Origin of the sequence: Jatrophihabitans sp. (assembly GCA_036389035.1) — a bacterium.
Taxonomy (GTDB): Bacteria; Actinomycetota; Actinomycetes; order Mycobacteriales; family Jatrophihabitantaceae; genus Jatrophihabitans_A.
Genome location: DASVQQ010000015.1, coordinates 1 through 13546, shown reverse-complemented (window position 1 = coordinate 13546; position 13546 = coordinate 1). Strand labels below are relative to the sequence as shown.

Below are 13546 nucleotides of genomic sequence, written 5' to 3'. Positions count from 1 at the left end.
GAGTGTAGGGATCGGCAGAGCGTCGTCCGGCCGCGGCGCTGACCTGGGGCGGCAACGCCCACGTAGTGATCATCGGCATCGCCGTCGCCTTCTGAGTCCCACCATCCGCAGCCGTGGCGATCACGCAACGGGTACGGCACTATCCGCTACATGAGCTACGCGCAGGACTACCGGCTGAGCCTGGAGGACCCTGACCGGTTCTGGGCGCAGGCGGCCACCGCGATCAACTGGATCCACAAGCCCTCGGTGGTGCTGGACCCGACGGGCGCCCCGTTCTCCCGGTGGTTTCCCGACGCCACCCTCAACACCTGCTACAACGCCCTGGACCGGCACGTGGTGGCCGGCCGGGGCGAGCAGCCGGCCCTGGTCTATGACTCGCCGGTCACCGACACGCTAAAGGAGTTCAGCTACACCGAGCTCACCGAGCTGAGCGCAAAGTTCGCCGGGGTGCTGCGCGCGCTCGGCGTCGACCAGGGCGACCGGGTGCTGATCTACCTGCCGATGGTCCCCGAAGCGGTGATCGCGATGCTGGGCTGCGCCCGGATCGGCGCGGTGCACTCGGTGGTCTTCGGCGGCTTCGCCGCCAACGAGCTGTCCGCCCGCATCGACGACGCCCGGCCCAAGGTGATCGTCTCGGCGTCCTGCGGCATCGAACCGAGCCGGCTGGTCGAGTACAAGCCGCTGCTCGACCGGGCCCTGGAACTTTCCAGCCACCAGCCGGAGAGCTGCCTCATCCTGCAGCGTCCGCAGCTGCAGGCCAGCATGACCGAGCGCGACCTGGACTGGCGGGAGCTGATGAGGTCCCAGCTGATCGCCCCGGCCGAATGCGTCGAGCTGAAGGCCACCGACCCGCTCTACATTCTCTACACCTCCGGAACGACCGGCCGGCCCAAGGGCATCGTCCGGGACAACGGCGGGCATGCCGTGGCGTTGCGGTGGTCGATGGCCAACATCTACGACGTCGGCCCGGGCGAGGTGATGCTGACCGCCAGCGACGTCGGCTGGGTGGTCGGGCATTCCTACATCGTGTACGCCCCGCTGCTCACCGGTGCCACGACCGTGCTCTACGAGGGCAAGCCAGTCGGCACCCCGGACGCCGGGGCGTTCTGGCGGCTGGTCGCCGACTACCGGGTCAAGGCGCTGTTCACCTCACCGACCGCCATTCGCGCGGTCAAGCGCGAGGACCCGGACGGCGAGCTGACCGCGGGATATGACCTCAGCTCGTTGCGGACGCTGTTCCTGGCCGGTGAGCGGCTGGACCCGGCGACCTACGAATGGGCCAGCGCCCGGCTGGGCATCGCGGTGGTGGACCACTGGTGGCAGACCGAGACCGGCTGGCCGATCGCGGCCAACCTGCGTGGGCTCGAGCCGATGCCGATCAAGCCCGGCTCGCCGACGGTGCCGGTGCCGGGCTACGACGTGCGGATCCTCGGGGCGGACCGCCGGCAACTGGGCGCCGGCGAGGAGGGCGCGATCTGCCTGAAGCTGCCACTGCCACCGGGCGTCAGCCAGCAGGTCTGGGGCGATGACCAGCGCTACCTCGAGTCCTACCTGTCCGCGTTCGAGGGTTACTACCTGACCGGTGACGGCGGTTACCTCGACTCCGACGGCTACCTGTTCGTGCTCGGGCGCACCGATGACGTGATGAACGTGGCCGGCCACCGGCTCTCCTCCGGCCAGCTGGAGGCGGCGCTGGCCGAGCATCCCGCCGTCGCCGAGTGCGCGGTGATCGGCGTCGAGGACGCCTTGAAGGGCCAGGTGCCACGCGCCCTGGTGGTCACCAAGAGCGGCTGGTCCGGCTCGCCCGAGCAGCTCGCCGCCGAACTCAGCGCCCGGGTGCGTGAGGTGGTCGGACCGATAGCATCACTGTCACGGGTCGACGTCGTCGCCGGCCTGCCCAAGACCCGGTCGGGAAAGATCCTGCGCGCGACGATGCGCCAGCTCGCCGATGGTGGCGAACCGGTGGTCCCGTCCACCATCGAGGACATCGCCGTCCTCGACAGATTGCGGACGGTGCTCCGCCCGGAATGACGCCCTGGCGATCAAGCGGCTTGCTCGAAGGCTGAGCCACCTCGCGCCGACCGGTAAGTTTGTGGTCCTGGACGGAGGTGATGGCGTGGACCAGCTCGCATTGATTGCCGCCGTCCTGTTTGCGACCGCGGTGTTCATACCGCTCTCGACGAAGATCAACGTGCCCTGGCCGGTGCTGGTCACCCTCTTCGGAATCGTGCTGGCCGCGATTCCGCAGGTGCCGCAGGTGTACGTCGACCCGGACCTGATCCTGCCGTTGGTGCTGCCACCGCTGCTCTACGCCGCTGCCCGCAAGACATCATGGCGGTTCTGGGCCGCCAACGCCCGGCCGATCCTGCTGCTGGCGGTGGCCCTGGTCATGGTGACCACCGCCGCGGTGGCCTACGTCGCCTCCGCGGTGGTGCCCGGGATCTCGCTGGCCGGAGCGGTGGCGCTGGGCGCCCTGGTGTCACCGCCGGACCCGGTCGCGGCCACCGCGATCGCCGCCAAGCTGAACCTGCCACGGCGGCTGGTGTCGATGCTCGAAGGCGAGGGCCTGTTCAACGACGTGGCCGCGCTGGTGCTCTACCAGGTGGCCATCGCCGCGGTGGTCGGCGGCTCGCTCACGCCGGGCCAGGCCGCGACCAGGCTGCTGCTCGCGGCGGGGCTGGCCGTGGTGGTCGGCTTCGGCTTCGGCTGGGGGTTCACCCGGCTGATCGCGCTGCTGGGCTCGGCCGACCCGCGGCCGCAGGTGCTGCTGTCGGTGCTGGCGCCGACCGCGACCTACGTGATGGCCGAGGAGCTGCACGGTTCCGGGGTGCTGGCGGTGCTGATCTACACGCTGTACTCGGTGTCACGGCCGGTCGACGCCGCTGACGCGCACGGCCGCTTGACCACCGACACGTTCTGGTCGATGACCCAGACCCTGGTGACCGGCATCGCCTTCGGCCTGGTGGGCCTGGAGTTCCAGACCGCGTTCGAGGCGATCGGGGCGCGCTGGACGTCACTGGTGGGCGAGACGGTGGCCGTCGTCGGGGTGGTAGTGGTGGTGCGGCTGCTCTACCTGCTGCCCTCGGTGCTGCTGGCCAAACGGTTCTATCAACGGTTGCAGGCCGGGGCCCTCGACGACGCGCTCAGCGGCCGGAGCGCGAGCCGCCGGTTGCAGCGCCAGCGCGACACCGACGTCCCGATCGGCTGGCGCGAGACGGTGGTGGTGTGGTGGGCCGGCATGCGCGGGGTGGCCACCGTCGCGCTCGCCCTGGCCATTCCCACCGTGACCGACGACGGCACCCCCTTCCCGGCTCGGGACCGGATCCTGTTCATCGCCTTCTCGGTGGTGCTGGTGACCCTGGTGCTGCAGGGCCTGACGCTGCCGACCGTGGTGAAGCTGCTCGGCGTCCGGCCCAGCGCCCGGGACAACGACGAGGCCGAGGCGGTGCTGGCCGAGCGAGCCGCGCACGCGGCAGCCGAGGCGCTCAACCGCCTGCAGGACGAGCGGGACTTCGGGGTCGAGGTCTGGGACCGGCTCAACGCCTTTCCGACCGATCTGCTGGTGCGGCTCAACGCCCAGCTGAGCAGCGACTCCCAGCACACCTCGCGCACCGGCAAGGCTTCCGATCGCGCTGACTTCCTGATCGGGCTGCGACAGATGCTCAGCGCCGCGCGGGAGGAACTGCTCACCGCCCGATCCGAGCGCGGCGTGGATCCGTTGCTGATCGATCAGCTGGTGCGCCGGCTGGACCTGTACAGCCTGCCGGCGCTTCCGGCCACCGAAAGGGACCTCACGGGCCAACCGGACAGCACGCAATGACAGACTTTGCGATGTCAACCCGACGCTTACCGCATTGAGCCGCGCTGACCGGAGCTGACCGGAGCGCCGAGGCAGGAGGACAGCCGATGCCCCCACGGCGTAAGAAGGCCGCCGGCTTGACCGAGGAGGACGTGGCGCGACTGCGCGGCCAGCTCAGCGAGGGACGGCGGCCCCGGGTCGCGCTGTCCGGGCCGCAGTTCGAGGCCGGCGCCTCCGGCACGGTCGTGCGGATCGGCGACCCGGCCGTCGACGGGGCCGACTTTCTGACGGTGCGGGTCAAGGTCAACGGCGTCACCGATGAGCTGGCCTTCGCCCCCGCCGAGCTGAGCATCGGCAAAGCCCGCGCCAGCTCGGCCGGCGGAACCGGGACGGCGCGGACCGGGACTGCGCGGGCCGGGACTGCGCGGACCGGGACGGCGCGGGCCGGGACTGCGCGGACCGGGATGGCGCAGGCTGGGACGGCCGGTGGCCGGGCTCGCGCCGGGGGGCCCGCACCCACCTCGGCAGCGCCGGCTCCGGCAGCCTCACAGGCAGCACCGTCCCAGGCGGTGCCGTCCCAGGCGGCGCCGCCTCAAGCAGCGCAGGCAACGGCCGCTCCGGCGGCGGCAGGCTCAGCGCCACCGGCCGCTCCGGCGAGGGCGGCTGGCGCCGCGACCACGGCAGCCGGTCGGCGGCGCAAGGCTCCGGCCGCCCCGGCGGTCAACGTGACGATCAGCTCGACCGGTGCGTCCTGGTCGGTGAGCGCCAGCCGCGGCGCCCGGACGATCATCAAGAACGTCCCGATCGCTCCGGGCGTGGTGACCGCGATCGCCGAGCTGCTCGCTCAGGCGGGCTTGTCCGAAGCGGTGGCCGAGATCAACGAGACCGCGCGGCTGCAGGCACAGCAGCGCGCGGAGGAACTGCGCGCCGAGCTCAGTGACCTCGAAGCGGTGCTGGCCACCCACCGGGCGCCGCGCTGACCGGCCCCGCGAACGGTTCCCGCACACCGGTTCCCGCACACCGGTTCCCGCACACAAGGTTCCCGCACACAAGGTTCCCGCTCACAAGGTCCGGCGCCAGGTCAGCAGTGCCGCCAAGCAATGCTGACCTAGCGCTGGACTTTCTCACCAGGCTCGCTATCAGGCGCGAACACCGTGGATAGCGAACCGCTCTACCTGTTGCAGGTGTCCACCGGTGCTTGCCACGATGGTCAACACCCCACGTTGGGTGAATGAAACCGGCCCGGTCGTCCAGGGGGCGCGGTCACCGCCCGCCGGCACCCGTGCCAGTTCGGTGCGGTCGCTCCCGGTGCTGGTCATCCGCAGCACCGAGACCACGATGTTCTCATCGACGCCGCTGATGTGGCCGCCGATGGTCATCGGCGAGCTCACCTTCGAGCCGTAGGCCGGCTTCTCCAGCGTCAGCGTGGTGTCGTCACTGCCGACCACCACCCACGGTGAGTCGCTGGCGGTGCCGTACTGGACCAGGCGCAGGGTGGCCGCCGTGCGCTGGACGCCGTTCGGGTCGCGGTAGCCGATCCCGATGTGCGCGCCCAGGTCGTCGAAGAACGTCGCGGTCACCTGGTCGAGTTCGGTGAACCCGAGGTAGGAGCGGGTGAAGTTCAGCGCGGTCTCCTCGGGATCGAGGTGCCACGGCTGGGAGCCTCCTCCCTTGGTCCGCCATTGCTCAGCGGCCCACAGGCTGCCGAACGGCCACAGCGGCTGGTAGCGCTCGTACACGGGCGGCGGGAACTGCGACGGCGTGGCCGTCGCCGAGGCTGACGCTGACGGGCTGGTCGCCGTAGCGGACGGCGCGGCTGACGTCGCGGTGTGCGACGGGACCGGCGAGGTCGCCGACGGGGTGGGCTGGGTAGTAGCCGACTGCGACGGCGCCGGCTGGGTGGCTGTCGGGGTCGGCGCCGGCGGCACGCTGGACGAGGGCAGCACGGACACGGCCGGCGGGATGACCGGACGGGCAGAGTTGGAGCGGCTCACCTGCACCGCGGTGATGGTGCCCACCGCCACGGCGCCCACGACCGCCGCGGCCAGCAACGGCGCCGTCCAGCGTGGCCGTTCGGGCTGCAGCCAACGGCTGGCCGGAGGGTTTGCCAGTGACAGGTCGTCTTCGGTCAGCGTGTGCGCCTGCGCATGCAGGGCGGCTGAGATCCGGTCGTCGATCGTGTTCATTCGGCACCTCCGAGTGCTGCCGCGATCGCCTGGCGACCGTGGAACGCGTTGGATTTGACGGCTCCCAGCGAGATGCCGAGCGTGGCCGCGACCTGTGCTTCGGTCAGTTCTGACCAGTAGCGCAGCACGATCACCTCCCGTTGCCGGCGTGGTAACCGTTGCAGCGCGGCGATCACCTCGCGGTGCTCCTCGGCCAGCATCAGGCGGCCGTCGGCGGCTTCGACCGTCAGGGTTCCGGCCTCGGGTTGGGGATTGCGGCGGACCGTGCGGCGCCGGCGCAGCACCGAACGGGAGCCGTTCAGCACGCAGCTGCGCAGGTAACCGACCGCCGCCTCGCGGTCAGCCAGCGACGGCCAGCGCCGGTGCAGGGACGCGAAGGCCTCCTGCACCACGTCCTCGCTGGTCTCGAGATCATCGACGAGCAGCAGCGCCAACCGCACCATCGCCAGCCGATGGGAGCCGAACAGCGCGGCCACCGCGGAGTCGGCGTCGTCCACCGGCGAGAGCCGAACCGGCACATCCTTGTTGCGCACCATCGTCGTCCTCATGGCCACCGTCCCCGGCTCGGCGCACCATCGGCGATTCGTGGTGCTACCTCCAGAGACGTCTGGCCGGGGCAATGGTTGCACCGGGCGCCCAACGTGACCAGCGGTTCTTTCACGCTGCGGTTACGGCGACGCCTGCCGGGTGCGGACTGCCGCCGGCGTCGGCTTGGAGATCGTCAGCGCAGCCGGGCGTTGCGCAGGTGCTTGTACTCATACATCGCGGCATCCGCACGGGCCAGCACCTCGGCCGGGCTCTCACCGGCGATGGCGGTGGCCGCGCCCACCGAGGCGCTGATCCACAGCTCACCGCAGGACAGCTGGAACGGCTCGGCGAAGGCCTGCTGCAGCCGCCGGACCAGGAACTGAGCCCCGTCGACATCACCGCTGGCGCCTTCGGACAGGACGACCAGCTCGTCCCCGGACAGCCGGGCCAGCAGGTCCGAGGCGCGGACGGTGGCCAGCAGCCGCTGCGCCACGGCGCGCAACAACTCATCACCGACCGCGTGACCGTAGGTGTCGTTGACGGCCTTGAATCGGTCGATGTCGAGAAAGATCACGCTCGGCGTCGCCAAGCCACGTTGATGCTTGGCCATCGCGAGGGTCAGGGCTTCGGAGAACAGGGCACGGTTGGGCAGGCCGGTGAGGTGGTCACGGGTCGCGGCGTGGCCCAGGCGGGCGGCGTCCTCGCGGAGCTGGAGCACCAGCACCGCCTGGTCGGCGACGTCGCGCAGCCGCTCCAGCTGCAGGCGGGTCAGCTCCTGGGGACGGCCGCTGAACGCGCAAACCGTGCCGATGACCTCGCCGCCGCCCAGGATCAGCGGGGCGGCCGCGTAGAGCCGGACCCGATCCAGCACGCCGGTGACGAACGGGTTGTCCGACCACCGCGGATCGACGGCGGCGTCGGCGGTGTAGCTGACGTCCAGGCACTGGATGCTGGTGTTGCACATCGAGTCCAGCCGGCTGGACTCGACCGGCTCGAAGCCGTACGCGGCCGCCGGGAACTGCCTGGCGGCGTCGATCAGGTTCACCATCGCGGTCGGCGTCCCGCACACGAAGGCGGCCAGCCGGGCCAGGCCGTCCAGCTCCGGGGTGCGGGGCTGGTCCAGCACGTCGAGATCGTGCAGGGCGGTCAGGCGCAGCAGCTCGACCTGCTCGCGAGCCCCAGAGATCCGGAACCCGCTCACCACTGCCCCATCGATTCCGTCCCCGGTTCCTTGAGATCAGACCCTTGCCCTTTGAGATCAGACCCATGCCCCTTGAGATCAGACCCTTGCTCCTTGAGGTCGGGCCATTGCTCGGCTCGCCAGGCCGCGTCCCAGAACATCCACTCATAACGGGCCGTGACGGTGAAGTGCTTGCCCGCCCTGCGGTCCTCGTCCGCGCTGAGTCCCTCGCCGATCGCGTCAGCGAAAGCGAGGACCTCGGCCACGGTCGCGGTGAACTCCTCACCGGCGTAGGTGTCGATCCAGCGCTGGTAGCGGGGGTCCGACGACCCCTGCTCCAGCAGCGCCGCCCCGACCCGGGCGTAGATCCAGTAGCACGGCAGCACCGCGGCCAGCCCCTCGGCGAAGCTGCCTCCATGGACCGTCGCCAGCAGGTAGCTGGTGTAGCTCAGCGTGGTGGGAGACACCGGGATCTGGTCCAGCTCGGCGGGATCGAGCCCGAGCTGGGGCAGCAACGTGCTGTGCAGCTCGAGCTCGACGTCCACGGTTCCCGCCGCGTGCCGGGCGAACATCCCGGCGGCGGCATGCGTCGGCGCCTTCGCTGCCAGCACCGCGAGCGTTCGGGCGTAGTCGCGCAGGTAGTGGGCATCCTGGGCCACGTAGTAGGCGAACCGATCCGGCGGTAGCGAGGCTGCCGTGAGACCCGTCAGGAACGGGTGCTCCAAGATCGCGGCGTAGATCGGTTCGGCCTCTGACCACATACGTTGAGTCCAGCTCGTCGTCACCGGGTGATCATCGCAGCAGAATCACCAGCCAGCATGTCGACGCGTAGCCCAGTTGCGTCGATTTTATGCCGTCGATATATCTATATGGCCACCGTCAACGAGGCGGTGTACCCGCTCGACGCCGATCCGCTCATCGTCGCCAGCTGATGGACGCCGCCGTCGTCACCGAACACCATGTCCGAGGTCAGCGAGGTCCGCGCCAGGTTCTGGACGCTCTGCTCGTAGCCCGGGGTGGCGTACACCTGGGCGCACGCCTCTTCGGGCAGGGCGAGCTGGGACGTGGCGAGGATCCTGCCGGCCGCGGTGGCGTTGGCAAGGCTGGAGTACACCTCGAAGTGCAGGTGCGGCCACCGGCCGTCGTAGGCGCCCGGAAAGATCGTGGTGAAGGTGAGCTGGCCGTTGGCGTCGGATTCCTGTACGCCGCGCAGGTAGTTCTCGTTCGTGACGTTCTGCGAGTACATCGAGTACTGGCCGTCGATGTCGCAGTGCCACAGGTAGACCGCGGCGCCCTTGAGCACCTGGTAGCCGTTCGCCGAGTCGCGCAGCGTCAGCCGGACCGTGAGCGGGAGGCCCTTGGCGGTGGTTGTCGAGGTTCCGAAGCTGGATCGGATGTCGCTGCGCACGATCCCGCTCATGGCCAGCGCGTTCGGGCCGTTGGAGCCGTTGCCCGGGAACGGGCCGGCCGTCTCGTCGGGGATCTCGGTGTAGGACTGGGCAGCGGAGGGCGTGTTGCTGGCCGTGGCTGTGGACCCGGCTGCCGACGAGTTGGACGGCGAGTTGGATGGCGAGGTCGCTGTCGCGGACGCGCCCGAGGTGACCTTCGCCGCGGTGGAGCACCCCACGACTGCCAGCAGGCCGGTGCCCATGAACGCCAGTGCGCCGCGCCGGCTCAGGGTCTGCAGGTCGAACTCCAACCCGCGGTCGTGGTCTTCGATCTGGTGGTCTGGATGGTCGGTGCTCTTGGTGCGTCGGGGCGGCATGAAGGAGTCTCCGGATCAGTGGCTCGCGGTGTTGACTGCGGTGTCCACGTTGCCCGGCTTACCCCTCGAAAAGATTGTGCGAAGCCTGTGCGGCCACTGTGCGTCGTGGTGACGGGCGTCTTCGTGACGGCTCGGCGCCAAAGGGCGCCGAACCGCCGTCAGCGCGCCGCTACCTCAAAGTGGACGGCGGGTCCTGCCGCTTGTCCGGCGCGAGGAAGTCCGCGACCTTGTCGCCGGCCGAGTCGATCTGGCGGCCGCGCTTTCCGCCGGTTCGCTTGTTGGCGACCCTGCCCGCCTGGTCGATCACCCTTCGCACTTTGTCCGGATTGGCCTGCGCATAGCCGCGTGCCCGCTGCACCAGCTTGCCGATACCACCGATACCGCCCATTGCCATGACTTCTCCTGCCCGATCGCTGTCGCATGCTCCGGCTGCTTCGGAGGTGTCGCGAGCTTGTGAGCGCTTGGACCCACATTAGCTCGCAGGACGAAAGCGGGAACGTGTCACTATGTGCCGAACCGCGCTGAACCCAGAGGGGAGGGCGAGTCGATGAACCCCGACGCCGTGCCGACGCTGTTCGACTGGGCCGGCGGCCAGGCTGCGATCAGGCGGTTGATCGACATGTTCTACGACCGGGTCGAAGTCGATGCGCTGCTGAGCCCGTTCTTTCCCGGCGGGGTCAGCGAGGAGCACCGCGCACACGTCAGCCTCTGGTGGGGCGAGGTGTTCGGCGGCCCCGCCCGCTACACCGAGCAACTCGGCGGGTACGAGCGGATGCTCGCCCATCATCGCGGCCTTGGCATCACCGACGAGCAGCGGCTGCGCTTCGCCACCACCATGAGCCAGGCCGCCGATGACGCCGGCCTGCCGGCTGACCCGGAGTTCCGGGCCGCGCTGGTCGGCTACCTCGAATGGGGTACGCGGCTGGCGCTGGCCAACTCCCAACCCGATGCCCAGCCGCCGCCGCACGCACCGGTGCCCCGGTGGGGCTGGGGAGTCGCGCCGCCATACCAGCCTTGACGGACTGGATTCGCCAGGTTCGGGGTTACCCCTGAAGAGTCTGGCGTGAGAACCCAAATGGATCACGCTCGGGTAGTGGGTCAGTTTGAGGGTCGCCAGGGCTGATCAGCCGAAGTGGCACAATCATCACATGGTGGAGCTGAGGGGACTCGACCCCCTGACCCCACCTGCCAGGGGTACGGCGAGCCTCTACAGGCCCCGTGTTGCTGAGGCATAGGCATCCACTGGGCCATACCTGGTGCGGTTGACGGGCCGTTGGGCATCGTTCTGAGCCGTTGCCCGCAGGTCATCTTCCAGGGCCGCTACACCCGAGAATGGTGTGAGGCCGCAGGTGACGCCGCCGACTGGAGCACGGGCTGATCCTCTGCCAACAAATGGTCCTCAGCACCGACGCGCTACCTGCCCGCGACGACCTTCGACTTGCCAGTCGAAGGTCGTCGCTCGCGCTCACCAGCAAAAGGAAGCGTGGATTTGCTTCACCCACCTGCTATCGGATGTCGTGTAGCCCCACTTGTTATAGTGAGCGATAGGTGCCCAAATCTGAGCCAAAAAGCGGCCATCGTAGTTGCCGTGGCTTCTAAAACGGTAGCCAGTGTAAAGGTAAAGCGGGTCCGTTAAGGAATTGCCGGTGGAGGAGGCGAAGAAGCTGATGTCCTGTGCTGTTACCTCACGGCAATTCCAGTCCGCTGTCGACCCCTCGGGTGCGGGCGCGGCGGCGACTGTCCCAGGCGTGAGCATAAGCCCGGCGGCCGCCAGCACGGCGATGGCTGTGCGCGACAATCTTCGCATTGTGTCCTCCTTCAACGATGGGAAATCTTGTAGGTAGGGTAGGTAGGGTAGGGCGCTTATCACCTTATGTCGATTTTGGTGCGCTACCCGGCTTACTAGCTACACGGCCGGTTATTCGCTACTCGCGACGGCCAGCTACATCAGTCGTGGTTGCGCCAAGACCCTGCACTGGTGACTATTGCACCGGTCCGGTCCCGTAGGTCGCGGAGCTGCTGACGCAAGCCTGCATTCTGTGAACGCAAAAACGCGTTTGCCGCCTCCAAAGAACTGACTTCCCGTTCAAGCTCAACGACTTGTGCGCGCAGTGACTCAACCTCCGCCTCACTGCCACCCATTCGTTCACACTGCGTGACCCGAGAAGCCAGGCTACGGATCTTCTCTGCAATACCCACTGTGCCTCCGGTTAAGCGAGACCTTTTTCGGAAGGTTAGCGGCTGAAAGCAGTAGTTGGGTTTCCAGTACAGCGACGCGAGCCTCGTCGGAACGCCAAACGAGGCCCCGCGGTGGTGCACTCATGAGCCTTACATTGGGATGCCCGCAGTTTCAGGCGAGCATCGCCGCGCCGAACGAGACGTCGAAGCGATCGCACCAGATCACCACGCTGCGGATGCCGGCAAGGTCAGCGCCCTCCGGTATCCGGTACAGCTGGTTTCCCTGGGTGCCCTTGAGCCGGCCGAGGTCAAGGTAGCGACCGTCGTCGAAGACCCGCCAGCTGCCGGAGGTCACGGCCTGGTCGGTGAGCCAGACGTTCAGCACCGGGCCGTCGCTGGTGCGCAGGCCGGCGATGGCCAGCACCCGCGAGCCGTCCGGCTGCTTGACGACGGTGACGGTGCCGCTGGTGGAGTGCTCGTGGCTGATGAACGTTCCGCGCAGCAGGGCCATCGGTTGTGGGGTCGCGGCCGGTGAAGTGGCCGGCGAGGCGCTCGGTGCCGCCGAGGCGCTCGGCGCCGTCGAGGCGGTCGGCGCCGCTGGGGAGCCAGGCAGGGTGGCGGACGGCGACACGGCGACCGCCGGCAACGCGTCGTTGACCCGAGAACTGGTGAAGAGCTTCCAGGGCGTGAACCACCACAGCCCGAAGGCGGCCGCTACCACCACCACCGTTCCAGCCGCGATCCACGGCGCCCACCGGCGCTGCCGAGCCATCTCAGTCCTGCCTGACCTGGTGCAGCGCCATGGGTGAAACCTACTCCCACTCGATGGGTGCCGGGGGGCTTGCTGGTCACGTCCAGCACCACCCGGTTGACCTCGCGCACCTCGTTGGTGATCCGGGTCGAGATCTTCTCCAGCACGTCATAGGGCACCCGGGTCCAGTCCGCGGTCATCGCGTCCTCCGACGATACCGGCCGCGGCGCGATCGCCGACCACGAACCGAATACGTCCGACTTCGTGGCAGGCGGTCGACACCACGCTTATCGCCGTCCGGACCGGATGTGTGGTCGCCTAGTGCAGTTTCGCGCGAAGGTCCAAATTTCTCATGGATGTTACGTGCTGTCTGGGACGATTCCGACCGGCAGTTTGTCGAGTTTACGGCTGCACATCCTATAGCGCTTTTCCCTCGGAAGGATTTCGGTCATGAACCGAACGCGCGCTCTGCTGGCAACCATTGCCGCCCTGGCCACTACTGTGGCTGTTCTGCCCGGCGCGTTAGCGTCGAATCCGTCGTCCGGCGGCCTCACTCCGCCGGCCGCCGACGGGTCGAACTCGGTGACGTGGACCGGCGGCCCGTACACCGGGTTCGTGAACGGGCCGGAGGAGTGCACCGACCTCACCTGTGACACCTACACGTTGAACTTCGCGGCGCCGGCGGACTACTGGAGCTCGCACGACGGCAGCGTGAGCGTGGGTATCGAGTGGGGCCTGCCCAGCGATGACTTCGATCTGTACGTCTACGACTCGGCTGGAACCAAGATCAAGGACTCGGCAGCCGCGTTCACGAATTCCGAAAGCGTTGACCTCGGCCAACTGCCGCCGGGCGCGTACACGGTCAAGGTCGTGCCGTATCAGACCGCGGGCGGGTCCTACTCGGGGACGGCGACGGTCAGCGCGTTCGACATTCCGACCGGTATGAAGTTCCCGGAGGACCGTTCGGCGGTGGAGAAGGAACTCGTCCAAGACTACCCGCTGAACATCGTTTTCATCGGCCGCACGCCGTCCGCTGCGGAGGTCGCCGACTTGAAGTCGCGCATCCCCACGCAGTACCGGCCGCCGGTGTCGAGCAAGTCGGACAACGCGTGCGAGCTGACGCAGGTCGGGGCGGGCTACCTCAACTGGAACAAGTGCA

At 68.7% G+C, this 13546-nt stretch carries 14 protein-coding genes; 5 read left to right on the top strand and 9 right to left on the bottom strand.

The genetic code is table 11. The annotated features are described in order from the left end of the window. Nucleotides 1-150 precede the first annotated feature (150 nt). The 3 genes from VF557_10945 to VF557_10935 all read left to right on the top strand — a co-directional run bounded on the left by VF557_10945 (nucleotide 151) and on the right by VF557_10935 (nucleotide 4779). A complete protein-coding gene (locus tag VF557_10945; protein HEX8080717.1) occupies nucleotides 151-2031 on the top strand; it encodes an AMP-binding protein in 1881 nt (626 codons plus the stop codon). 85 nt (nucleotides 2032-2116) lie between these two features. Further along, nucleotides 2117-3820 carry a Na+/H+ antiporter gene (locus VF557_10940; GenBank protein ID HEX8080716.1) on the top strand — a complete coding sequence of 568 codons (1704 nt, stop codon included), beginning with the start codon at nucleotides 2117-2119 and terminating at the stop codon, nucleotides 3818-3820. Between the two features lie 86 nt (nucleotides 3821-3906). Continuing rightward, a complete protein-coding gene (locus VF557_10935; protein HEX8080715.1) occupies nucleotides 3907-4779 on the top strand; it encodes a hypothetical protein in 873 nt (290 codons plus the stop codon). A gap of 159 nt (nucleotides 4780-4938) precedes the next feature. Here the strand turns inward: VF557_10935 and VF557_10930 are convergent, their stop codons facing one another. The 6 genes from VF557_10930 to VF557_10905 form a co-directional block, all read right to left on the bottom strand. Further along, nucleotides 4939-5985, bottom strand: coding sequence for a hypothetical protein (locus VF557_10930; protein ID HEX8080714.1), 1047 nt, complete (start codon nucleotides 5983-5985; stop codon nucleotides 4939-4941). Then, nucleotides 5982-6533 (bottom strand): sigma-70 family RNA polymerase sigma factor, encoded by a 552-nt coding sequence (locus tag VF557_10925; GenBank protein HEX8080713.1) that lies wholly within the window; start codon nucleotides 6531-6533, stop codon nucleotides 5982-5984. The genes VF557_10930 and VF557_10925 overlap by 4 nt, the downstream gene beginning before the upstream one ends. Before the next feature lie 173 nt (nucleotides 6534-6706). Then, the gene (locus VF557_10920; protein HEX8080712.1) at nucleotides 6707-7714 is read right to left on the bottom strand and encodes a sensor domain-containing diguanylate cyclase; all 1008 of its coding nucleotides are present in this window, start codon (nucleotides 7712-7714) and stop codon (nucleotides 6707-6709) included. After that, nucleotides 7711-8454 carry a thiaminase II gene (gene tenA / locus VF557_10915; GenBank protein ID HEX8080711.1) on the bottom strand — a complete coding sequence of 248 codons (744 nt, stop codon included), beginning with the start codon at nucleotides 8452-8454 and terminating at the stop codon, nucleotides 7711-7713. Before tenA ends, VF557_10920 begins: the two co-directional genes overlap by 4 nt. Before the next feature lie 104 nt (nucleotides 8455-8558). After that, the gene (locus VF557_10910) at nucleotides 8559-9458 is read right to left on the bottom strand and encodes an intradiol ring-cleavage dioxygenase (GenBank protein HEX8080710.1); all 900 of its coding nucleotides are present in this window, start codon (nucleotides 9456-9458) and stop codon (nucleotides 8559-8561) included. Between the two features lie 169 nt (nucleotides 9459-9627). Continuing rightward, complete coding sequence (locus tag VF557_10905) at nucleotides 9628-9846, bottom strand: antitoxin (GenBank protein HEX8080709.1); 219 nt, start codon at nucleotides 9844-9846, stop codon at nucleotides 9628-9630. Nucleotides 9847-10005: 159 nt separating this feature from the next. Between VF557_10905 and VF557_10900 the strand changes: the two genes are divergently transcribed. Next, nucleotides 10006-10476 carry a group II truncated hemoglobin gene (locus VF557_10900; protein HEX8080708.1) on the top strand — a complete coding sequence of 157 codons (471 nt, stop codon included), beginning with the start codon at nucleotides 10006-10008 and terminating at the stop codon, nucleotides 10474-10476. Between the two features lie 447 nt (nucleotides 10477-10923). Here VF557_10900 and VF557_10895 read toward each other — a convergent pair whose 3' ends face one another. The 3 genes from VF557_10895 to VF557_10885 all read right to left on the bottom strand — a co-directional run bounded on the left by VF557_10895 (nucleotide 10924) and on the right by VF557_10885 (nucleotide 12587). Beyond that, entirely contained in the window at nucleotides 10924-11265 is a 342-nt protein-coding gene (locus VF557_10895) for a hypothetical protein (protein HEX8080707.1), read from the bottom strand. 543 nt (nucleotides 11266-11808) lie between these two features. After that, a complete protein-coding gene (locus VF557_10890) occupies nucleotides 11809-12408 on the bottom strand; it encodes a DM13 domain-containing protein (GenBank protein HEX8080706.1) in 600 nt (199 codons plus the stop codon). Next, a complete protein-coding gene (locus VF557_10885) occupies nucleotides 12351-12587 on the bottom strand; it encodes a hypothetical protein (protein ID HEX8080705.1) in 237 nt (78 codons plus the stop codon). The genes VF557_10890 and VF557_10885 overlap by 58 nt, the downstream gene beginning before the upstream one ends. A gap of 250 nt (nucleotides 12588-12837) precedes the next feature. Here VF557_10885 and VF557_10880 point away from each other — a divergent pair. Next, nucleotides 12838-13546, top strand: a 709-nt coding sequence (locus VF557_10880) for a T9SS type A sorting domain-containing protein (GenBank protein HEX8080704.1), incomplete at its 3' end; no start/stop codon positions are given.